Origin of the sequence: Enterococcus sp. DIV1368b (assembly GCF_050529595.1) — a bacterium.
Classification (GTDB): domain Bacteria; phylum Bacillota; class Bacilli; order Lactobacillales; family Enterococcaceae; genus Enterococcus_B; species Enterococcus_B mundtii.
In genome coordinates, this window is record NZ_CP172883.1 from 2,742,256 (window position 1) to 2,765,751 (window position 23,496).

Consider the following 23,496-nt stretch of genomic DNA (forward strand, 5'->3'; position numbering starts at 1 on the left):
ACTTTTGGAATTCCTGGCTTTTTTACTCTATTAAAAACAATCATACACGATCGTTGAATTTCACTGCTTGGTCTAGATAATACATCAATGGCGCAGAAACAGCCATCACGATAAATTCACTTAACGCAAGTGTACCATAGGTTGTCCAAAACGCTTGTCCGCCAGTTGGTACTAACATATAAGCAATCATAAACATACTAATTGTAAAGAACGCTGTATTTAATGCTAAGCGCACTTTGACATTTTTCACTTTATTTTGGATAAGTGCAGTTAGTCCTAATGCAAGTAGTGTTTGACCACCACCAAAGATCACATCCATGACACCAAAACCATAAATGGCATTATAAACGATCACGCCACCTAAGACACCCCATAATAATTTTCGATTGAATACAACTAAATGATTCAAACTTTCTGAAATACGAAATTGGATTGGTCCTGAAGATACAGGTGCTACCAAAATCGTTAACGCTAGATACAAGGCCATGATCAGCCCATTGACAACAACTACCATCAGTCGTTGCCTACTCTTTGTTCTCTCCATATTCTATTCCTCATTTCTCCTAGTTTTGTTAATGCGGGATGGTCGACGAACCGCAAGGCGTATTATAACATAACAATTATAGATTACAACCTTCCCTCCACCCCAGCATTTCAGCATTTTTACCTTCACCTGAAAAGATTGTTATAAAAAATAAAAGAAGTAAAAATAAGTAAGACACCTCGATTAGTTATCGCAAGACCTTATTGAACAGCATCGTTGAGAGATTGAGGCTTGATAGATAAAGGAATCGCACTCTTCTTATCAAAAAAATGAGTGTCAATGTTGACTAATACTTCCCTGACAATTCTTTGTTTCTATCTTTTACCTACGTTTTTTCGTTTGTTCTTTATTGTATTTTCTAACTTAACTTCTTTTTCATTTCCCCCAACCTCTGCTATAATAACCAAGATTGTAATTCTTTTGACAATAATGACGAGATGCTTTGTTGACCCTTCACTGGTTGATTCTATTAAACAATCACGGCTTACTTATGGTGAGACGATTTAGTGAAGCATCGTTAATCTATTTACATGACTAAAACCACAAGTATTCACAGCTGTTGATTAAATCTGACACTGCTTGCTCTCCTTTTGACTATGTCGCCTTGCTATCGTATGCCAATGAGAACTCATGAAGGAGCCCGACAAGACTTGTTTTCTCAACTCAAGTATTCGATACTTTGGTGCATTCCAGGAGGAAAAAATGAATTTTCATTATCACCTATTAATCAACCAAGCTGCTGGTAGCGGAAACGGAAAGAAAACAGCGGATAAGATTTTACCAATTTTGGATAAAAAGAAACTTTCCTATACGGTTCACTATAGTGAATACAAAGGGCACGATGCCCTTATAGCGGAACATTTAGCCGAAGATACCCTCATTGAATGGGAAGAGGATATCGATGCTGATACTATCGGATGGTACCCACTTCTCATCGTCATTGGAGGAGATGGTACACTTCATCAGGTTCTGAATACGTTTCATCATTTATGTGTATCTTTTCCTGTCGGCTTCATACCAGCCGGTACAGGCAATGACTTTGCTCGTGGGATTGGGTTAAGTAGAGATCCAGAAAAAGCTTTAGAAACGATTTTAGCAACCAAAGAACCACAAAAAATAAATGTGTTGCATTATGAAGAAAAAGTAAACGATCGCGAAGGTCTGGCACTCAATAATTTTGGGATTGGTTTAGATGCAGCAATCGTTCATGCTACGAATCATTCCAATGCAAAAAAACGATTGAATAAGTATAATTTAGGCTCGCTTTCTTACATTTTTTCTTTACTGTATGTTCTTTTCTCACAAAAAGGCTTTCCGATTCTTGTAGATATTGGTGGGAAACGTGTGAATTTTAAAAAGGCCTTTCTGTGTACGGCGACTAATCATCCCTATTTCGGTGGAGGCGTGTCGATTGTTCCTACTGCAGATGTAACCAAACCAACGATCGACTTCGTGGTTGTCGAACGAGTAAATTTATTTAAAATTGCTTGGTTGCTTCTTTTATTATTACAGAAGAAGCAAATGCACTCGAAGTATTTCCATCACTATACAGCAAGCAAACTTAGAATTGTTTCTACTATCCCCCAATATGGTCAAGAAGATGGGGAAGATTTAGAAAAACAATCGTTTGATTTACAACTAACAAATAAAACACAGTTATTGTGGTGTGAAAAAATAGTAATGAGGGATGAAGAGTCAACCTCTTGATCTGTGGAGGTTTTTCAGATGGAGCGTCTACCTTTCCAATGAAAAGACACCCGAAACGTTAGCGTTTCGGGTGTCTTTTCTGGGCTGATACTTCACACTTCCAACTGATGTTGCCTGTTTATGGTCGGATGTTCTCCATACCAATCATTGGATCAATCCATTGCTGTTCCACAGCTTCGGTTGTGAGAATGTAATTATCAGGTGATTTTGGCGTTTCAGCTTCTTTCACTTCATTTTTTTCTTCTTCGATGGCAAAAAGCGAAACTTCCTGCGCTTGGCCGGTTTCCTCTTTCCGGTGCTCTATTTGTTTTGTTGGCGCAGATACTTGTTCAATGGCTGCCGAATACGTTCCTTCTTCAAATGGATCATCACCTGTCAAGGAATCTTCATAGGCGGCTAATTTCGTACGCAGATTAAGAGTCATTTCATTGTCTTCGATCCGCTTCTTCAGTGTCGTCAATCGAACTGCGGATTCGTTTTTTGCACATGTCAAATATGCTTGTTCTTCCCCTAACAAAATCAATAATTCCTTACTACGAGTAACCGCTGTATACAACAGATTCCGTTGGAGCATTCGTTGGTATTGATGGACCATAGGCAAAATCACCATCTTAAACTCGCTACCTTGGGATTTATGGATCGAGCAACAATAAGACAGGGTGATCTTATTCCATTCATTTCGTTTGTAACTCACTTCATTGGCATCAAATTGGATGACGAGTTCGTCCACTTTATCTTCTGAATCTTTTGCTAAAACAATTCCCGTGATTACCCCCATGTCACCATTGAACACATTTAATTCTGGCGTATTGACCAAATGGAGTACTTTATCCCCAATTCGATAAACTGTATCATTCCAGTGAACTTCTTTCCGATTCCCACCGCCTGGATTGAAAATATTTTGCATCATTTTATTCAAGGCATCGATACCAGCTGCACCGCGATACATCGGTGCCAACACCTGAATATCTTGTGCAGTAAATCCTTTGTTTTTCGCCTTTTCCACGATTTTAGAAATCAATGGTTCGATTTGATACGCATCACTTGCAAAGAAAGAGCGATCCTTTTGATTTTTCGTAAAATCTGCTGGCAATCTTCCTTCTTTGATCTCATGAGCCAAAGGAATGATACTTGAGCCATCGCCTTGACGATAGATCTGATTCAATTCGATTTTAGGGATTTGATCGATTTCTAATAGATCATGCAAGACTTGCCCAGGACCTACTGATGGTAGCTGATCCTTGTCCCCTACTAAGATCACTTGCATATTCGTAGGGATCGCCTTAAACAGTGTATTGGCTAACCATGTATCAACCATCGACATTTCATCGACGATCAATAAGCCACCGTCTAATTCCTTCGTACTGATTGACGGGGTTTTCTCACGACCATTCAAACCTAAAAGCCGGTGGATCGTACTAGCTGGCAAGCCAGTCGTTTCATTCATCCGTTTAGCAGCCCGTCCTGTGGGTGCAGCTAAGAGGATCGGAAAAATCTCTTGTGTATATTTCGTCGGATCAAGATCTAAGCCGTTTAACTCTGCAAACAGATGAACGATGCCATTGATCACTGTAGTTTTGCCAGTTCCTGGACCACCAGTCAAGATAAATAGTGGTGAGCGAATCGCTTCAGAAATCGCTTCTTCTTGTGAATCCCCATACTGGATACCAAACATTTTCTCAATTCGTCGAATATTCTTTTTAATTTCTTTTGGTTCGTACTTGATTTCCTTTTTTCGACTCAACAAGCGTTGGATCGAATTGCCAATCCCCCATTCAGAAAAATACAAACTATTTTCATATAGATTCGTTTCTTCTTGTTGGATCTTTCCCTCTTCCACTAACTGAATAATGACAGTCGCTACTTGATCCGGTTCGATTTCGATTGGACGACTTGATTCCAAGATTTTGATCGTCTGCTGCAATAAAGATTCAGCAGGCACATAGGTATCACCGGTTTGGATCGCCTGTTGGAAAATCTGGTGCAAGATCGCTGCTCTGATGCGTCGTGGCGAGTCAGCAGCAATGCCGATTTGTTCAGCTAAGTTATCTGCACGTTTAAAGCCGATTCCTTCAATCTCTTCGACTAATTGGTAAGGATTTTCTTGAATGATATCCAACGCTTCATTTTTGTAAGCTTGATAGATACTAAAGGCTAATTGACTCCCAAATCCGTAACGGTTCAACCCCATGATCACTTGATCCATTCCATGATTCAAACGGATCGTTTCAGCAATCATTTCTCTTTTTGGCTTCGTTAAACCTGAAATCTGTTGCAATTGCGCAGGATCTTCGATGATTTTTTCAATCGCATCTTCACCAAGCAGTTCCACGATTTTCTCTGCGGTTTTTTTTCCGATACCGGGAAACTTGTCACTTGATAGGTAGTTGACGATCCCGTTGGCTGTCGTCGGCTTTTCCTGTTCGTAACGCTCTACTTTCAACTGTCTGCCATATTTGGGATGATCAACTAGCTCACCATAAAAACGATACACTTCGTTCTCTTGGATATCGCCAAAACTACCAGTTGCGACAATTTCTTTTTCCCGATAATCAACACTTGTTTCACTGACTTGAATGAGCAATACTTTATAAAAATTACTAGGATTTTGAAAAAAGATAGCGGCAACTGTGCCGACAAAATAAGGCATTTCTTCTGGCTCCATCGAGGCCGCCTCCTTTATTTATAGTAAAGGCTCTGGCTGTCCATTACCTAAAAAATCCACCTGATTCCATACTTTAAGGTCATATGGTAACAGATTGTTTGGTTCTCCTGTTTCTAAAATCGTCAAGCTACTATTGAATAAACCGCCCATTTCTCGTAACTGACTTAATTCTTTACCAGTCATCCACTGGATCGCAGCAGTTAAAGAGGCACCATGCCCTACAAATAGAATAGGCCCTTGATGTTGACAGACTGCATCCGCAACAACGGCTTCGATCCGCGTGATTGCTTCGGTGATCGGCTCTCCTTCAAAAGGTGTTGGATCATATTTATCTAAATGATTTCGTAAATTAGGTAAGTTCTCTGGAAATTTTTTGTACATCTCTTCGATCGACTGTCCTTCCAGTTTTCCTAAACCTAATTCTCTTAATTTATCTGTATAAATGATTTCTGTCGGATGGTCCAATTCTTGATTGATCCCTTTTGCTGTATCTCTTGCACGTTTTGCCGTACTGCAATAAATAGCTTCAAAAGGAACAGACTTGACCATTTGGCCGAATGCTTTGATTTCCTCATAACTTTGAGGTAACAACGGCGAGTCTCCCTGGCTTCCTTGAAAGCGTCTTTCAAGATTCCATTCCGTTTTACCATGTCTTGTAAAGTATAGTTCCATAGATGTTAGACTCCTCACTCCGTACTTGTATATATACTATCATATAGGATTTTCCCGTTGGACCGTGTAGAAAAGCTTGTTTCTAAAAAATAGAGGCTTTCGCCAATTGAATATCGCTAAAAATCGACTGTAAAAAACTGTGCGATCCTTTATGTAGTCTTGTTTTCGATCAGCAATATCCACGTATTTCATCCACACCCTTGATCAAGAGTGTGAAAAAGGAAGCTCCTACTCTATCAAAACGAAGGTTGAGCAACAAGAAAAACTATTTTCTCAACTTCGCTTTCTTATAGGAGCATAACTTCTCTTCACAACCTTTAGTCTAGCTTATCATTTTCGTAATGATGTGTTAACTCTAAATTTGGGAAACCTTGTTGACGCAATGCCTCATACACGATCATTGCCGCTGTATTCGATAGATTCAATGAACGGACGTGTGTATCATTCATAGGGATACGTAAGCATTTTTCTTCATGCTCACGCATAAAGGATTCCGGTAATCCAGTTGTTTCTTTCCCAAACAAAAAGAAATGCTCTTCGCCATCCGCAAAGTCTTCATCACTGTATACTTTATTCGCAAATTTGGAGATCAAATGTAACTTTCTATCGCCTAAATAAGCCATAAATGCTGGTAGATCTGCATGATACGTGATATCCACATCATGCCAATAATCAAGCCCCGCTCGTTTCAGCTGTTTATCATCTGTTGAAAATCCTAGTGGTTCGATCAAGTGTAACGGTGTGTTGGTCGCTGCACATGTTCGTGCAATGTTTCCTGTGTTTGCTGGAATCAAAGGTTCAAATAAAACGATGTGGTTCATACTATTCATCCTCTCATGTATATGTGAAATCCATTTTAGACTAAATCTTGATTTTTGCATAAAAAAAAACGTATCAACTCGGTGTCAGTCACTGCGAGTCGTTACGTTAGTGAAGCTCTTTTCACTATCTTTTATCAGAACAGGAACCTGATAAAAACCAATGAAAAAACAACTTGTTGCTACTATATCACCATTAAACGCTTTTTGCAACCTTAACTCTATAATATTCTTATTGGAATCGTTTTCTCTTATTTCCTTTTAACAATTCTACGTCAATTGTAATTTTTCTAAGGGGTTCTTCCATCAGAGTCTCTTTTATTTCTTTTGCTACTTGCCATTCCAGTGGCGACATTGCCAAGAGATCACGGCGATTTTCTTCAGGAATCGTAAATTCATACGTCACACGTTGACGTTCCACTGACGCCATTGATTCCATGAATTTGTCAACAACACGTTCGTTAGAATAATGATGTTTTTCTGGCTGACCTGGATAAAAAGCTTGGCGTAATTCTTTTAAATAGCCTGATTGTGGAACGACTTTTAATACCATGCCGTCATCTGCAAGTACTCGCTGAAACTCTTGATAGTGAGAAGGCGAGAAAATATTCAATATCGTCGAAAATTGTTGATCCGCAAAAGGCAAATTCGTTAAATCCGCGACACACCAAAATGCTTGCATTGGCTGTTCCGTGGCTGCATAGACGCCTTCTTTCGCGATATCAAAGCCAATTGCTTTTTTTAGTGGTTGTAATTGATCGATGGCCGCCAAAAAGCTCCCTTCTCCACAACCGACATCTAGAACAGTCGCATCATCTGGTAGATGCTTAGCTAACTGTTCGATCAATGGTTGATACATACCTGATTGGATCATTCGTCTTCTTGGAGCAAACATGCCTTGATCATATTCGGTTTTGATTGCGTGAGATAAAAAATACAACGTTCCCTTTTTAGATAAATCAAAACGATGATTCTTTTGGCAAATAAGCCCATTCGTGGTCGATAAAAAGGGTTCTTGACATAACGGGCAACGGAACATTTGGGCATTCTCTGATAAAAATAGTCGACTCTGGTCTATTTTCTTTAACATAGTGATTATTCATTCCTTTAAAATACGTAGTGAGATAGTCATATAAAGATAAAAAACTTTCTTTAAAAACATTCGTTATCCGATGTTGCCTATCATGCTATCCCCTTCATCTTACCGTTTGAAGAGCGCTTTAGCAACTGTAAAAACTATGGTATAATTTCAACAAAAGTAGACATAATAAAGGAGCAAGAATATGATCAAAGAATTTTGTGCGGAGAATTATACATCGATTCCGTTAGCCATCGCAAATGGAGCCAATCGGATCGAATTATGTGACAACCTAGCAGTAGGTGGCACGACACCAAGTACTGGTGTCATTGAAGAAGTATTAAGCTACGCTAATGAAAAAAGTGTACCTGTCATGACGATCATCCGACCACGTGGTGGCGATTTTGTTTATAATGATATCGAATTGAAAATCATGCACACTGACTTGATTGAAGCCAAAAAACTAGGCACTGACGGTGTAGTGATCGGTTGCTTGACTCCTTCTGGATGGTTAGATGAAGAAGCACTGGAAGTCTTGATCGACTCCGCAGAAGGCTTACAGATCACTTTCCACATGGCGTTTGATGCGATTCCTCAAGAACGTCAATACGAAGCCATCGATTGGTTGGTTGAACATGGCGTTCATCGTATCTTGACACATGGTGGTGTTGCCGGTACAAACATCGAAGATAATTTTGCACACTTAAAACAGTTGATCGCTCATGCAGACGGACGAGTCATCATTTTACCTGGTGGTGGTATCACTTCAGAAAATGCACAAGTAGTTGCTGATGCTTTAGGAGTCCACGAAGTCCACGGCACCAAAATCGTTCCTTTATCTGAATAAACAAAAAATAAGAGGTCGGGACAGAAGTGTTCAGCCTCGAGAAATAAGGCGCCATCCACGAAAATTGTTCTTCAAATTTTTGTGGATGGCGCCTTATTTTTCGAAGAGGTTACTTCTGTTCCCGCCGTTTATTCGGTTTTAGGTGATACAAGAGGACTAATGTCCCAGACACTATTTTAGCTCTATTTTCTTACATAAAATACCCCATAAACAACGAAGCGATATTGAAATAGATCAATACACTGGTCAAGTCACTCAAGGTGGTAATAAATGGCCCACTGGCAACGGCAGGGTCAAAGCCTAAACGATCCATCAGCATTGGGATCAAACTTCCCGCAAGATTTGCCACTGTGATCGCAAATAGCATCGCAATACCGATAACAAAGCCTAGAATAAAGTTCTGCTTCCAAAATCCTACGATCAAGAAGATCGTTAGGCCAGTCACAGCGCCGGTCACTAAACCCGTCAATACTTCCGCCACGATCAACCGAACAAAGCCCTGATCTTTTTCATCTGAAATCGCTAGGCGACGTACAGCGACCGCTAACGATTGTGTACCGGCGTTTCCAGCCGTTCCTGTGATCAAAGAAATAAAGACAGCTAAAATACTTGCTTCACTGACTAATTCTTCATAATGACTGATCAAAGAGGCAGTTGACATACCTAAAAATAATAAAGTGATCAACCAAGGTAAGCGGCGAGAAGCTGATTTTACAGGATTCTCATTGATTTCTTCGACGTTGACCCCCGCCAATCCAGAATAGTCACTCGCTGCTTCATCATCGATAACGTCGATGATATCATCGACAGTCACGATCCCTAATAAATGATCATCATAATCCGTGACAGGCAACGCAAGAAAGTCATAGTCACGGAAAGTTTGTGCCACATCTTCTTGGTCATCTCCTACGTGAACAGATAATACCCGTTCACTCATCAAATCAGAGATCATCGCATCATCATCATTGACGATCAAATCACGCAACGAGATAACCCCAACAAGTTGATTGTCTTGATTGACTACATAAATGTAATAGATGGTTTCTGCCACATCTGCTTCATTTTTCAAGACATACATCGCCGAACGAACGGTTTGGTTCGCAACGATCGAGATAAATTCGGTCGTCATGATCGCCCCAGCCGTTTCATCTTCATAATGCAGGAGGTCTTTGATCTCACTCGCATCTTCTGCTGTCATCAAGCTAAGATATTTCGCCACTTGTTTCTTATCTAATGTATTCAACAAATCGACCGCGTTATCGGTATACATCTCTGAGAGCATTTCCGCGGCATAACTAGGACGCATTTCTGCTAAATATTCCTTCATATATTCGTTGTCTTCTTCAATGACATCGAACATGTCCGCCAATTCCTTTGGCGAAAGATAGGTATAAATCTGTTGACGATCTGCTTCCTTAAGGGATTGATAGAATTGCCCCTGTTCATAGATATGCATCTCCAAGAAGTTATTTCTAAAATCCTGAATATTGTTTTCTCTTAGATCTTGAGCTAACTGGGCAAATCTTTCCTCTAATTCTTGATTTTCGTCCAAACCAATCTCACCTCACCTTAATCTTCAAATCGTTTCACTATTGTTGCCATATCTTTTGCTAAAGGCTGTTTGAATTCTAATAATTTTTCTGTAAACGGATGATAGAACCGTAAGTCATAACAATGCAAAGCCTGTCTAACTATGTCTTGATCCATCCTTCCCCCATACATGTCATCGCCTAAAAGAGGACACCCGATCGCAGAAAAATGCACTCTGATCTGATGCGTGCGCCCCGTATGCAATTGGATATCAACGAGTGCAATCTCTGCTGATCTGTTTTCTAACCAGTATTCCGTTTGCGCACTTTTCCCCGTAGAAGAAACTTTACGTTTTAATAATGATGTCATATCACGAGCAATTGGTAAATCGATCTGCCCATGCGCTTTTAACGTAGCCACATCGCCACTGACCAAGGCTTGATACTTTTTGACGAACTTCTTTTCGCGAAGCTGTACGTCTAATTTTGCATGAGCAAAACCATGCTTTGCAAAAAGCATCAATCCTGAAGTATCTCGATCTAGTCTAGTCACTACGTGGATCACCTGATTTTCATAGCCTTGTTGTTTATAATAAGCTTTCACTCGATTCGCCATCGTACCGTTAGGATGGTATTGTGCCGGTATCGAGGATACTCCAGCTGGTTTATTGACGACTAAGAGATGTTCATCTTCATAAACGATCTCGATCGGTGTTTCGTCTAAAAGAACCGTTTCATGCTCGCCTTCTGCTGGAATCACAATGGTTACCTTATCATTTTGAGCCAAAGAAAACAAGACGTTCTCAACCTGATCATTGACCATGATCGTGCCGCCTTGAAACTTGATTTTCGCTAGTAGCCCTTTGGAGATCCCTTTTTCTTTTAAAAAATATTTTACTTGTTGCGCTTGCTCTTTTTCATAGATCCATGTAAACTCCATTGCTAAACCTCACCAATAAAGGCATCTTTCACACGGTGCCAAAAATGCATATGTCGATAAGAAGCAAAGTGGATTCTTTCTTCTGCAATCCGATAATAAATGGCTCGTATATTATTTTTTGAAACGTCCAATTGATCGATCGTCACCAAATAATCTGCGGTATTCTCTAAACGAATTTCTACCCATTCATCTTGAGCAATGACCATTGGCGCACCTAGCGTACGAAAAACGCGGTTATTCAATGAAGCAATCTCTGCTAATTGAAACGCATTGATACTTGGATGGATCACAGCCCCACCAACACTCTTATTATACGCAGTCGATCCTGTAGGCGTAGACAATGCCAAACCATCACCACGGAAGCTTTCAAATAGTTCGTTCTTGATATACACATCTGCTACCATCGTTCGGTTAGATCGCTTGATTGTCGATTCGTTCAAAGCAAAAAAATGTTGATCAGGCTTATCATCTAAATAGCTGATTCGAACGTCCAGCAACGGGTAGCTGACACTTTGTTCACGATTAGTCTTCAGGCTATCGACTAGTTCTTCTAATTCATAGTCCCGCCAGTCCGTATAAAAGCCTAGATGACCAGTATGGACGCCTAAAAAACGCACATCGTTCAAAGCATGGCTAAATTGATGGAACGCTGCTAATAGCGTCCCATCCCCACCAACTGAAATCACTAACTCTGGTTGTTGATCGTCGATTTTGATATTTGCTTGAGCCAAAAGATTTTTCAATCGTTCGGTGACTGCTAATGTTTTTGGTTCCTTGTTATGAACGATCGCTACCTTCATCTTTTGCCTCCTCATGTTTATTCTCTTGATTGATCAATGAGCGATAATAGGCATCTTCAGATTTGCCTCTGCCATGTGAGAATAACCGTTGTGCTTCTTGGATTTCTTCACGGATATTCGACATTTCTTCATCGAGTTGATACGCGGCTTCAGCTGCACGTTGTAATCGTTCACTCATTTCTTCCGGAAATACACCTTGATATTTATAATTCAACGAATGTTCGATCGTTGCCCAAAAGTTCATCGCTAACGTTCGAATTTGAATTTCTGCTAAGATTTTCTTTTCACCACTGATCAATTGGACTGGATATTCGATCACTAAATGATACGAGCGATACCCACTCGCTTTTTTATTGGTGATATAATCTCGCTCTTGTAAAACTTTCATGTCTTTTCGGTTACGGATGATCTCAACCACCTGATGGATATCTTCTACAAATTGACACATGATTCTTAGCCCAGCAATGTCTGACATTTCTTCCTCTAAACGCGCCATTGGGATATGACGCAATTGAGACTTGGTAACGATGCTTTCTACCGGTTTGACCCGCCCCGTCACAAACTCGATTGGGACATGGCGATTTTGTTCTCTAAATTGTTTACGTATTCCTCTTAGTTTTACTTTTAATTCTGATACTGTTTGTTCGTAAGGTGCTAAAAACTCTTCCCAGTCTCGTTCCATAATCTATACCTCTACTTTGTTAACATTCATAGATATTCTAACATATAAACATAGTTTTTTTGCACCTTCTGTCTTTGAAGTTGACCAAAAACAAAAAATTAGGCAAAATAAAAGAAAAGGGGCGAAGCCAATGACTGAAATGTTAGAGATCGAATTTAAAACATTGCTAGCTAAGGAAGATTACACGCGTTTGCTTTCGCACTATCAACTTACAACGGAATCCTTCCATATCCAAACCAATATTTATTATGACACGCCTGATTTCCAATTAAGACAGCGTGGTTGTGGGTTACGTATCCGCTTATTAGATACCTATGCGGAGTACACATTAAAAACACCAGCTACAGAAGGAAAATTGGAAACAACAGACACCTATACGCTCCAAGAAGCCACTAAAATGATCGAGGAACAGACACTGCCACGAACGGGCGCTGTTTTAAAAAAACTTCATGAGCTATCGATCGATTCCAATCAATTGTTCAAAATCGGAGAACTGACGACTAAGCGTGTTGAATTTCCTATTGATGAAGGCTTGTTAGCCATTGACGAAAGTTGGGGGGAACAACTTCACGACTATGAATTAGAATTAGAAGTCACTGATGCTGCCAGTGGAAAAGTAGCATTTGAGCACTTCCTTCAACGTCAAGGGATTCCTTATCATCCTTCAAAAAATAAAATCCAACGAATGTTTGAGGCCAAAAATTAGAACTCTATCATTTTCATAAGGCTCATGAGTTCATTTTTTCGGGATTTTCTGGTAAGTTATACGTTGTGAATATTATTCATGATTTGCATAGAATCTAATTTGGGGGAGATTCGTATGATCGAAATCTATTTTTTTGTTAATCCATTGGGGAAAAACTGCTTTCATTTAGAGCAACAGCTCGTTCAATTTATTGATGAGGAATATGGAAAGAAGCCGAAAGACAAAGTACAATTTCGTTTTCTACCACTAGTTAACTTGCAGACAATCGGGGATGTCATGCAGACTAACGGGATTTCTCAAACTAATCTTGAAGAGCGCAACAAACTATTTTCCATTACTTATTCAGCCGCATTAGATTGCAAAGCTGCGCATTTTCAAGGAAAGAAAAAAGGAAGACAATTTCTTAGCCGATTACAAGAAGCAGTCAGTTGTAAAAAAATTCCATATTCTCAACAGCTTTCTGAATCGATTTTTTCAGAAATTGGAGATCTAAACATGTTCAAAGAAGATCGCCAATCTGAATTTGTCAAAGAAGCATTTTTCTCAGACCAAAAAATGGCCCGTGAAATGGGAATAAAGAAACATCCATCTGCTGTTGTTTATAATTATAATCGTGAACAAAATTTTGGAGTATTAGTTGAAGGCATGAACAGTGTTCGCCAAATCATGGCGATCTGTCAAGGAAAAGAAGACAGCTATCAGCTGTTTGAAAGCCATCCATTGCAAGCAACGAATCCACAACTTCATTCCGGAAATAGCCATTTATCTTTGCTTTCAAATTAAATCATAGATGTGTGTATCACACAAAATAAAAAGACACAAAACAAGGTAAACTGTTTTATGTCTTTTTTACTATTTTTTCAAATCAAATATATTGTATATGGTTAAACATTTCCTACAATATGAATACGGAACCTTTGACTTGACGTACCACGACCCTCTCCTTCGGTAGCAACTAATTTCTGACCTTGTGAAGGAGTGCCATTTTCAATATCCAGTACTTTACCTGTTTCAGTATTTTGTAATACAAAAAGTCCATCACCTAAAAGATCATCTACACCTACTTTATACAATCGCCAATTTGAATTTAGACCTGTCGTTGCAATTCTTGGATTTCCTTTGCTATCAAAAGATTTTTCAGATACAGATAAGGATGCTGATTTGATAAATCCGTTGAACTGATGAGCATCAGTTGAGAGAGTGTACGTCTCAGTAGCAAAATTATAAAACATATTCCATTTTTGATTCCATGAGGTAGCATTACTGTACATAATCACTTGGTCTAAATTACTTTGATCCCAATCCAATACCCTCCCTCTATTCATTTCACTTTGAATCGTTACAACTTTGTTGTTAAAGTAGTTAGCAACATTAGATCCTGGTATATTTTCTTCTATGCCTGCCGAGACAGTCTGACTTCCTCCGATTACTCCTAATGTCGTTACTACAAATGCTCCTACCATTAATTTTGTGAACACTTTCATTTTTTATTCCCCTTTTTGTTTTTTGTCTTTTTTTTGTTTTTCTTCAATTTAAATGAAATAAAGCTAGCTAAGGATCAAAGGTTGCCCACTACTCTAAGAACAAATCGTTGACTAGCAGTTCCAGTACCTTGTCCTTCACGTGCGACTAGGCCTTTCGTGTCGTACGGGCTGCCATTTTCCAGATCTAATACTTTACCCGATTCAACATTTTTTAAAACATAAACACCCGCACCCACAGCATCACCTACTCTGTAGAGTTTCCAATTTACTTTTAATCCAGTCGTAGCAATCTTTGGATTTCCTTGACTATCAAAAACTTTGTCAGATACAGCCAATTCTGCTGATCTGATATGGCCATTGATCTGGTGAGGATCAGTTGAGATAGTATATGTATCTGCACTAGCATCATAAAACATATTCCATTTTTGATTCCATGAGCCAGTATTATTGTACATGATCACTTGGTCAAGATTGGATTGATCCCAATCTAACGTCCTTCCCAAATCCATTGCACTTTCAATTCTCACCACTTTATTTTTAAAGGCGTCCGCAACATTAGAACCTGGTATGTTTTGATCCAAATCTGCCGAGACTGTTTGACTTCCTCCGACTACTCCTAACGTTGTTGCTACAAATGCTCCTACCAATAATTTTGTGAACACTTTCATTTTTTGTTCCCCTTTTTGTTTTTTTATTTGATACAAATCGATTTGTTGAACACAGTATGCCATGTTTTTATTTAGTAAATTTATTTTGAGTGGTAATACAACACTATTTATTTTTTATTTAATAAGTGCGTTAATTATAATAAAAAGCGCTTGTTTTATAGGCTTTATTGCTCTTTCATGCACAATAAAAAGTAAATTTACTATGAATTTTTTCATGTTTTTTTATTTTTATTATTAAACATAAAAATATATTGTTTGCCAACTGTATAAAAAAGAGAATCGTCGGCTACTTGAAACACCTACAATTCTCTAATTACTTCTATTAAGTTATAAATGATACACACTGCTGGACTAACTTCCTTAAACAGCAGAATGATCCTTCTTTCTTTTTTTATTGACAACAACTAGTAAAAGCAAGCAGATAAGAAGACTAATGATTCTCAGTGCAGGAGTAAATAATAGGAAGATCATCAAATTGGCAAAGCTTTGAATAATGGTAGAATCGGATTGATACATTTGATCCAAAGGCTCTGCAAACATGTTCACATGGCGATAAACATACGCAGTAAATAAATACATAACCACACCTACTCCTACTATAAGGATATTTTTTATTGATTTCGACAATTTCTGTTCCTCCATCTAATATTTATTGATCGAGTTTCTCTTTTTGTTTCCATAATCGGTCAATAAAATTTTTTATGCTCCAGCCAGAAATTCATTTTACCTCTAAATAACAAATCCTAAAGAATATATGTACATGTTTCGTTCTAATTAGAAAAGCTGTAGCTGTTCATAGATCATCTCCTTATTCGTTAATCAACACGCTTCATCTACTCACATTTATAACATAAGACAACATATTTATCCTATCCAAATCCATTGTACTACTAATAGATCATCAACTCAAAAAAGGAGTAAAAAAGGGTTACCCTTCATTACTCCTTTTCGCTATCAAATAATTGTATTCAACACGCTGACTTATTCCATTATTTGCTTTTTAATACTCTCAATATCCAATCCAAATTCTTGTTGCAAGAAATCTGGTGTGCCAACTTGACCAAAACGTTCATTGACACCGATTCGTTTCAGCGGAACGCCAATCCCTTCTTCTGCAAGAACTTCAGCGACTGAACTACCTAATCCGCCAGTGATCGAGTGATTCTCAATGGTGATGATTTTTTTCTTACCAATTACTTCACTGAGGATCAACTCTCGATCAATCGGTTTGATGGTAAACATATCGATCACTTCACAGCTGATTCCTTCTTCCATCAATTGTTCAGCGACTTGTAATGTTTCAGAAACGAGTTGCCCTGCTGCAATCAGCAGATAATCCGTTCCTTTACGCAAAACATTTCCTTTGCCTAATACAAATGTTGAACCTTTCTCATAAACAGGCGTGACGCCTTTACGATTTCCTCGTACATAATGGATTCCTGACATTTGATGAAATTCTTTGATGATCCATGCCATTTGTACGTCATCTGCCGCATCACATACTACGGAATGAGGGATGGCTTTCATTAAGGCTACATCCTCCCAAGTCGTATGAGTTCCCCCGTTATGCCCTGCGGCAAATCCTGGGTCCGAACCATAAATATTGATGGTATTCCCGCCGTAGCCTCCTGAAATAAACAGTTGATCAAATACCCGGCGTGTCGCAAATGGACCAAAAGTATGGATAAATGGCGTGTACCCCGTCAAACTTAATCCTGCTGCGACGCCCACCATATTTGCTTCGGCAATCCCCATATTGATAAAGCGGTCAGGGCGTTCCTTTCCAATCGCTGTCCAACCACTTGCAGAACCTAGATCAGCATCTAACGCAATGACTTTCTCGTCTTTTTCCATCAATTCATTGATGGTTTCCACGACACAAGTTCGTAATTCTTTTTCGATCGCTGTCGATTTAGTTAAATGGAACATCCCTTATCACATCCTCTCGATTTTTTCTTCTAATGTTCGGATTGCTTGATCTGCTGCTTGGTTGACTTGTTCCGTATTGAATTTCACGGAATGATTGGCAGCTAAAGTTTCAAAATACGGAACCCCTTGCCCCTTCACGCTATCAAGTACAAGACAAACTGCTTGATCCGTCACTTCTTTACATTTGTTGATTGCAGCATCAATCAATTGTATATCGGAACCTTTTACTTTTAAGGTATAGAAACCGAATGCTTCCATTTTTTTCTGTAAATCGAACGGGTCAAGGATATCCTTTGTTTCTCCATCTAATTGCTTTTTATTATCATCGATGATCACGATACAATGATTTAATTTAAAATGAGCGATATATTGGAATGCTTCCCAACACTGGCCCTCATTCAACTCTCCATCTCCCACGATCAAGTACACATAGTTGTCTTTGTTAGCCTGCTTAAAACCTGTAGCGATCCCCGCAGCTATTGAAGTCCCTTGACCTAAAGAACCTGTAGTTGCATCAACACCAGGTGTTTTTTGGCGATCCGGATGAGAAGGCAGTCTTGTTCCACCTTCATTGATCGTCAGTAACCATTCTTTGTCAAAATAACCAACATTTGCTAAAGCACTGTATAACCCAGCTCCAGCGTGTCCTTTAGATAAGACCAACCGATCGCGTTCTTCCCATTGTGGATTTTTAGGATCGATCTTCATCTGCTTACCGTATAAGACGGCTAACAACTCAACGATCGAAAATGAACCACCTAAATGCCCTTGCCCCATATGTTTGATACTAATCAATGTATCTAATCGTATTTTAGTTGCTAATAATTCCAGTTCTTTTAGCTGCTCTTCCTTGATGGCCAAAATGATACCCCCTTACTCTGCGACTGTATCTGATTTTTTACTTTTCTTTAAAAGTGTCAAACCGATCAAAACAGCAAGTACAGCGACCACACCAGAAATAACTGCAATTTGTCCGCCCATATTTGCTAAGTTTCCTAAAAAGATTCCTGAAACACCATAATCTGTATCTGAGAAAGTCGAACCTTGGAACCCAAGATCGCCCATTACTGGCATCAACAAGATCGGCATGAAGCTAATGATGATCCCGTGGACAAAGGAACCGATGACCGCGCCACGTACGCCCCCAGTGGCATTTCCATAAACACCGGCTGTCGCGCCACAGAAGAAATGAGGAACTACGCCAGGAATGATCACTGTTGTCCCGGTAAAGACCATGATCACTAAACTAACTAATCCACCAACAAAACTTGTTAAAAAGCCAATCAATACGGCATTTGGTGCATAAGGGAACACGATTGGACAATCCAACGCTGGAATCGAATTCGGTACTAATTTTTCAGAGATTCCTTTAAATGCAGGAACGATTTCAGCTAAAATCAAACGTACACCGGCTAAGATCACAAAAACACCTGCGGCAAATGAACCCGCTTGTTGTAAAGCATAAATAATATAATTCGTGCCATCGCTCAATGTGGTAGTAATATAGTCACTTCCGGCAAACAACGCAACGATCACATAGACGATTGCCATCGTAATCGTGATACTCACTGTTGAGTCACGTAAAAAAGCTAACCCTTTAGGAAAATTGATGTCTTCTGTTGATTTTTCTTTATTTCCAACATACTTACCGATCAAACCACTCAATGCGTAGCCAAAGTTCCCTGTATGACCTAAAGCTACAGAGTCATTTTTTGTGATTTGACGTGTAAACGGTTGTGCGATTGCTGGAAAAATCGTATTACAGATGCCTAGCGCTAACCCACCGAATAAAACCAGACTAAACGTACTCATGCCTGTTACACTTAAAATGACTGCAATCATACATGCCATGTATAACGTTGCATGCCCTGTCAAATAAATGTATTTGTACCGAGTGATTCTCGCAATCAAAATATTGAATGCCATTCCCGCTAACATAATAAGTGCTGTATATGTTCCATAGGTAGTTAGAGCTAACGCTACGATAGCTTCGTTATTAGGAACAACTCCTTGCATATTGAATGCGACTTGGAACATTTCTCCAAATGGCGCCAACGAACTTTCTATGACTCCTGCACCAGCTGTCACAACCAGAAATCCTACAAAAGTCTTGATTCCGCCTTTAACAGTCGTTGCCACATCTTTTTTCTGCAACATATTCCCCAATACAGCAATCAATGCCACTAAGATTGCTGGTGTACTCGCAATATCGATCAATAGATCTAAAATACTATTCATTTATTTTTCCTCCCCCAAAAAATTTTTTATAGTAATCCTTTTTGTCTACATGTCTCCGCTACTTTTTCTTTCAATTCATCTAGATCGATGATACTCTCCAATACGACGATCTCACCTAAATGTTGTGCGCTATCTGCTAAATCTCTACCAATAAAAAAGACATCTGCTAATTCTGGTGCTGCACTTCCTAGATCGTAATGAGCAACTTCCACTCCACTTACCCCTAGATCACTTAATACTGAATTGATATTCATCTCCACCATAAAACTTGATCCTAATCCTGAACCACATACTGCTGCAAATTTCATTTTTCATCTTCTCCTTCTTTGATCACATGGATGATTTCTTCTACATCTTTCGCTTCGAGTAATGACGCTAAACGTTCTTTATTCGACAAAATTTTCGTCAAGCTAGCTAAAGCTTTCAAGTGCATCTCGTTGTCCACCGCGGCTAGGCAGATAAATAACTGGATAGGATGCTTTTCATCATCGCTCAACAAGACTGGATCAGTTACCTTCAGTAAAGACATCCCAATTTCTTTTACGCCATCTTCTGGTCGTGCATGAGGTAAAGCAATTCCTTTTCCAATATGGATAAAGGGCCCATGTTCAATGACCTTTTCGATCATCGCCCCCACATACTTTTCTTCGATTTTATTGGTCGTTAACAAAGGCTGAGCTGCCTCGGTGATGGCTTCTTGCCATGTCAGTTGTTTGTCCGTAAATTGTATGGTTTCTTTTGTTAATAATTCTGATAACATCGGCCGTTGATCTTCCCTTCTGTTCAATTCTTTGTTTATTTTTCTCTCGACAATCTGTCGCAGTTTCCTCTTCGTCATGCCTTCTTTCAAATCAATATATGGAAAAATCACTTCCAAAATTTCTTCGATCGAATGCACACCTCTTCCTGAAACATAAAATGCTTGTTGGACCTTTTTGACTAATTCATTTTTTTCTAAAGGAGTCATGATGGGTTTCACAACATAACTGGTCACCGGTGTTTTTAGTGGGACACTGGAAAACACCATATCAATGTCTTCCGAAAAACGAAGCATCTGATATTCTTCTGTTGATCGTGCCGGCAAAAATTCGATTTGTGGAAATAGCTCTTGTAATTCCGATTCCATGATCAAGCCAGAGCTGATGCCACTAGGACAGACGATCATCGCCTTTAATCTTTGGTAATCATGTCGCTCCTTTTGTTTTCTGATCTCTCCACCAAATAAAATCGTAAAATAACCAATTTCTGTATCAGGAATCTCGCCAACTAATTGTTTGAGCGGATAAAGCGCTAAACGAGTCAATTCAAATAATTCTCGATATTGGGTTTTGATTTCATCGATCAACACATTATTCAATGTGAATCGATAGCGGATACGAAAATAAGCGGGAACAAGATGATAAAAGAAATTCATCAATAATTTCCGATAGTCCACAAAACGGACAGCGGATAAACGTTCCATCTCATGGATGACCTCTCTTGCACATTCCAATAAAAATTCTACAGAATGATCCTCGATATCGCCTTGTAAGACAGTCTTTAACAGCACAGTCAAATAACATTCTTCTTCTACTTGATTTTTGATTTGACCAAAATCTATTAAAAATTTTTTGCTTGCTTGATAGACATTCAAAGAGGTCAGCATCTCTTTGTCTTTTTCAGTTAGAAAAACTGCTTTTTTTGTGATCCGTGACAATAAAAAACTAATAAAATACAACATTTCCTCAAAACGACTAGGAACGATGATTAAATCAAATTCCTCTAAAATACGAAGCAGGCGGTCTCTCACCACAACATAATTCGTTCTAGAAATGCCATAGATCCCCTCAAAAAGTAACCAGTGGCCGTTCTTGGTGTCTGTTAGTACTCCCACAGTTGAATAAGCTACGCGGCGAACATCAAGTTCAGCGCCATCTATGTAGAAGCCTTTTTTTCTCGAATAAATCAGGCGAATGTCTTCCTCTTGGAGTTTCATTCTTAAATTTCTGACATCTTTTAAAACTGTATTCTTACTTACATTGAATAATTCTTGAAAATAATAAACAGATAAGTCATCAACCATCGAAAAAGCAAGAAGATAAATCATGGCTTGTCTTTCCTCTTCCGAAAAATACAGTTCCTGTTTTGACACTTCAAAGAGGACTTCAGACCATCGTCGTCGAATCACCTCCGGAACCCGTACCTCCTCTCCAGAAATGTTTATTTTTTGCCCTAACTTTTTTTCACAAAAATGATTGATTTTTGTTAATTCTATTTTTAGAGTCTCTTCCTCCAAGTTCGTCAGTTTTATCAATTTTTGTCTGTTCGTTTCCTCAAACAGATAACTCAAGCGGTAATTGATCATTCCTGTCCCCCCATTTCAACTATAATGACTTTTCCTTGGAAACGCTATCACACTTCAGCCCAATTTGACTCGTGCTTTTTCCCTTTTGATGGACCGAACAGATTCAACGATGCACGCATGTATTAAAATGAAAATAAAAAAGGGATGTCACCAGAAACAAATCTTGCAAAAATAAGCAGTGAAATCCCAAAATAGGAAAAACGATTTCCGGATTTCACTGCTTATTTCAGTTGCCTATTTTTTGCACTCCCTTTGACTCACACTTAGCAACAATAACAAGCTCGTTTTACGCTGATTCAATCTCGTCGAATCAGTTTTTGATCCTTTATTTCATAGACTTGATCTGCCACTTGTTGAACAAAATAGGGATCATGCGAGGTAAACAAAACAGTCCCATGATATTGTTTCAAAAAATACTCTAGCGCATTCATTGTCTGCAGATCAATGAAATTAGTCGGTTCATCTAGAATCAATACGTTGGAAGGCTTAGCAAACAAGGTTGCTAGTGACAGCCGTGTAGCTTCTCCACCACTTAACGAACAAACTGATTGTTGGATTGCCTCCGGTGAAAAGCTTAAATGGTGAAGCATACTTCGGATCAAACTTTCTGGATATTCGGTCTGACGCATCAGGTACTGTAGGACAGTCATATCTTCAACATAGTGATAATCCATTTGCTCATAGACAGCAAAAGTAATTTTTGGACTAAGCTTTATTCCATTGTTTTGCTGCAAGATATGACTGAGTAAACTAGACTTCCCACTCCCATTAGGACCAATAATCGCAATGTTTTTTCCTAGAGCAAAGGCAAAGTTAACTTCATCAAGCAGGATTTTTTCACCGTAATGGATCGTCACTGATTCACCTGCGATTGGGAACTTATTGTGTAAAACAGTTGTTTTTGTCTGCGGGAAATCAATCGGATACTTTTTCTGTACTCTTGCGACTGCCGTTAATTTTTCTAAACGTTTCTCCATTGACTTCGCCGCTTTCATTATGCCTTTTTGACCACTTTCTTTTTGTTTTGTTCCTGCCAAACGGTCAGGTTTCCGACTATTTTTATTGCTTCTGCTTTTTTGATTGGAAGATTGTGCCATTTTTTTTGCTTGCTGCTCTTTTTTGATCATGCTGTTTTCTAATTTTTTACGTTCTCTCAAATAGTCATCATGCGCTCTTTCTTGAGCAATTACTTCTTGCTCTTTTTGCTTTAGATAGTCATCATAGTTCCCTTGATACTCATTTATCGTATGTTCCGATACTTCCCATATTTTGTCAGCTAATTCATTGAGAAATAAGCGATCATGGCTAACAAAAATTAAGGTTCCATAATAATACCGAAGTTCTTTAATCAACAATTGCACGCTTCGTTGATCTAAATGAGTCGTTGGTTCATCTAACAACAAACCTGGTGTGTACGTAGATAATACTTGCGCCAAACGATATTTCGCTTCTTCACCACCACTAAAGTGAGCCAGTTGATTGGGTACTCGGAAACGGCTGAGTAACTCAAAATCGATTTCTTCGACTGGATGCTGATCAAGGGTATCGATCTGTGCAAAATATTTAAAATCAACCCTTCGATCTATTCTTCCTTTTTCTGGTAGGATTTCTCCAGCTAATAATTTAAGTAACGTCGATTTCCCGCTACCATTATCTCCGACGATACCGATCCGCGCATTCTCATAAATCGCTTGCTCATTGATTGTTAAGACTTCTTTTCCGTTGTACGTAATCTCAATCTCTTTTAATTCCATTGCTAATGCTTCCATTGTTTGCACTCCTTTTGTGCAAATGAACATCCTTCTAACGGAAACACAAAAAAGAAGCAGCCTGTGAAAGACTGCT

General features: G+C 39.0%; 22 protein-coding genes. 4 read left to right on the forward strand and 18 right to left on the reverse strand.

What is annotated here, in order from left to right; genetic code table 11:
- Window positions 1–40: 40 nt before the first annotated feature.
- Complete coding sequence (locus IGJ19_RS12655) at window positions 41–544, reverse strand: QueT transporter family protein (protein ID WP_065096665.1); 504 nt, start codon at window positions 542–544, stop codon at window positions 41–43.
- Between the two features lie 702 nt (window positions 545–1,246).
- On the opposite strand from IGJ19_RS12655, the gene IGJ19_RS12660 reads away from it, so the two are divergent.
- Window positions 1,247–2,251 (forward strand): diacylglycerol/lipid kinase family protein, encoded by a 1,005-nt coding sequence (locus tag IGJ19_RS12660; RefSeq protein ID WP_430604178.1) that lies wholly within the window; start codon window positions 1,247–1,249, stop codon window positions 2,249–2,251.
- Window positions 2,252–2,369: 118 nt separating this feature from the next.
- Here IGJ19_RS12660 and recD2 read toward each other — a convergent pair whose 3' ends face one another.
- The 4 genes from recD2 to IGJ19_RS12680 form a co-directional block, all read right to left on the reverse strand.
- The gene (gene recD2 / locus IGJ19_RS12665; protein WP_071866463.1) at window positions 2,370–4,916 is read right to left on the reverse strand and encodes an SF1B family DNA helicase RecD2; all 2,547 of its coding nucleotides are present in this window, start codon (window positions 4,914–4,916) and stop codon (window positions 2,370–2,372) included.
- 18 nt (window positions 4,917–4,934) lie between these two features.
- On the reverse strand, window positions 4,935–5,588 hold the full coding sequence (locus tag IGJ19_RS12670; protein WP_034687119.1) for a histidine phosphatase family protein: 654 nt from the start codon (window positions 5,586–5,588) through the stop codon (window positions 4,935–4,937).
- Window positions 5,589–5,905: 317 nt separating this feature from the next.
- Window positions 5,906–6,409, reverse strand: a complete 504-nt coding sequence (gene trmL, locus IGJ19_RS12675) for a tRNA (uridine(34)/cytosine(34)/5-carboxymethylaminomethyluridine(34)-2'-O)-methyltransferase TrmL (RefSeq protein WP_034687121.1) — start codon at window positions 6,407–6,409, stop codon at window positions 5,906–5,908.
- A gap of 229 nt (window positions 6,410–6,638) precedes the next feature.
- Complete coding sequence (locus IGJ19_RS12680; RefSeq protein WP_272018314.1) at window positions 6,639–7,496, reverse strand: methyltransferase domain-containing protein; 858 nt, start codon at window positions 7,494–7,496, stop codon at window positions 6,639–6,641.
- 193 nt (window positions 7,497–7,689) lie between these two features.
- Here IGJ19_RS12680 and IGJ19_RS12685 point away from each other — a divergent pair, with 193 nt between their 5' ends.
- Complete coding sequence (locus tag IGJ19_RS12685; protein WP_074799348.1) at window positions 7,690–8,331, forward strand: copper homeostasis protein CutC; 642 nt, start codon at window positions 7,690–7,692, stop codon at window positions 8,329–8,331.
- 190 nt (window positions 8,332–8,521) lie between these two features.
- Here IGJ19_RS12685 and mgtE read toward each other — a convergent pair whose 3' ends face one another.
- The 4 genes from mgtE to IGJ19_RS12705 are packed head-to-tail and all read right to left on the reverse strand — an operon-like array spanning window position 8,522 to window position 12,282.
- Window positions 8,522–9,883 carry a magnesium transporter gene (gene mgtE / locus IGJ19_RS12690; RefSeq protein ID WP_071866467.1) on the reverse strand — a complete coding sequence of 454 codons (1,362 nt, stop codon included), beginning with the start codon at window positions 9,881–9,883 and terminating at the stop codon, window positions 8,522–8,524.
- A 17-nt stretch (window positions 9,884–9,900) separates the two neighbouring features.
- Entirely contained in the window at window positions 9,901–10,800 is a 900-nt protein-coding gene (locus tag IGJ19_RS12695; protein WP_074799347.1) for an RluA family pseudouridine synthase, read from the reverse strand.
- 2 nt (window positions 10,801–10,802) lie between these two features.
- Entirely contained in the window at window positions 10,803–11,600 is a 798-nt protein-coding gene (locus tag IGJ19_RS12700; protein WP_010734258.1) for an NAD kinase, read from the reverse strand.
- Window positions 11,578–12,282, reverse strand: a complete 705-nt coding sequence (locus IGJ19_RS12705) for a GTP pyrophosphokinase (RefSeq protein ID WP_019722324.1) — start codon at window positions 12,280–12,282, stop codon at window positions 11,578–11,580. The genes IGJ19_RS12700 and IGJ19_RS12705 overlap by 23 nt, the downstream gene beginning before the upstream one ends.
- A gap of 130 nt (window positions 12,283–12,412) precedes the next feature.
- Here IGJ19_RS12705 and IGJ19_RS12710 point away from each other — a divergent pair, with 130 nt between their 5' ends.
- Together IGJ19_RS12710 and IGJ19_RS12715 are read left to right on the forward strand one after the other, a co-directional pair.
- Window positions 12,413–12,988 (forward strand): CYTH domain-containing protein, encoded by a 576-nt coding sequence (locus tag IGJ19_RS12710; RefSeq protein ID WP_086335180.1) that lies wholly within the window; start codon window positions 12,413–12,415, stop codon window positions 12,986–12,988.
- 114 nt (window positions 12,989–13,102) lie between these two features.
- A complete protein-coding gene (locus tag IGJ19_RS12715) occupies window positions 13,103–13,771 on the forward strand; it encodes a DsbA family protein (protein WP_023520411.1) in 669 nt (222 codons plus the stop codon).
- Between the two features lie 101 nt (window positions 13,772–13,872).
- Here the strand turns inward: IGJ19_RS12715 and IGJ19_RS12720 are convergent, their stop codons facing one another.
- The 9 genes from IGJ19_RS12720 to abc-f all read right to left on the reverse strand — a co-directional run bounded on the left by IGJ19_RS12720 (window position 13,873) and on the right by abc-f (window position 23,420).
- Window positions 13,873–14,472, reverse strand: coding sequence for an RICIN domain-containing protein (locus IGJ19_RS12720; protein WP_071866470.1), 600 nt, complete (start codon window positions 14,470–14,472; stop codon window positions 13,873–13,875).
- Window positions 14,473–14,546: 74 nt separating this feature from the next.
- Window positions 14,547–15,140 (reverse strand): RICIN domain-containing protein, encoded by a 594-nt coding sequence (locus IGJ19_RS12725; RefSeq protein ID WP_071866471.1) that lies wholly within the window; start codon window positions 15,138–15,140, stop codon window positions 14,547–14,549.
- A 360-nt stretch (window positions 15,141–15,500) separates the two neighbouring features.
- Entirely contained in the window at window positions 15,501–15,767 is a 267-nt protein-coding gene (locus IGJ19_RS12730) for a hypothetical protein (RefSeq protein WP_115358285.1), read from the reverse strand.
- 354 nt (window positions 15,768–16,121) lie between these two features.
- Entirely contained in the window at window positions 16,122–17,069 is a 948-nt protein-coding gene (locus IGJ19_RS12735; RefSeq protein WP_142433518.1) for a transketolase family protein, read from the reverse strand.
- 6 nt (window positions 17,070–17,075) lie between these two features.
- Window positions 17,076–17,930: a transketolase gene (locus tag IGJ19_RS12740; RefSeq protein ID WP_430604179.1), complete on the reverse strand. Its 855-nt coding sequence runs from the start codon at window positions 17,928–17,930 to the stop codon at window positions 17,076–17,078.
- A gap of 12 nt (window positions 17,931–17,942) precedes the next feature.
- A complete protein-coding gene (locus tag IGJ19_RS12745; RefSeq protein WP_071866474.1) occupies window positions 17,943–19,307 on the reverse strand; it encodes a PTS ascorbate transporter subunit IIC in 1,365 nt (454 codons plus the stop codon).
- 26 nt (window positions 19,308–19,333) lie between these two features.
- Window positions 19,334–19,615 (reverse strand): PTS sugar transporter subunit IIB, encoded by a 282-nt coding sequence (locus tag IGJ19_RS12750; protein WP_071866475.1) that lies wholly within the window; start codon window positions 19,613–19,615, stop codon window positions 19,334–19,336.
- Complete coding sequence (locus IGJ19_RS12755) at window positions 19,612–21,651, reverse strand: BglG family transcription antiterminator (RefSeq protein ID WP_142433520.1); 2,040 nt, start codon at window positions 21,649–21,651, stop codon at window positions 19,612–19,614. Before IGJ19_RS12755 ends, IGJ19_RS12750 begins: the two co-directional genes overlap by 4 nt.
- A gap of 296 nt (window positions 21,652–21,947) precedes the next feature.
- Window positions 21,948–23,420, reverse strand: coding sequence for a ribosomal protection-like ABC-F family protein (gene abc-f / locus IGJ19_RS12760; protein WP_142433521.1), 1,473 nt, complete (start codon window positions 23,418–23,420; stop codon window positions 21,948–21,950).
- Between the last annotated feature and the right edge of the window lie 76 nt (window positions 23,421–23,496).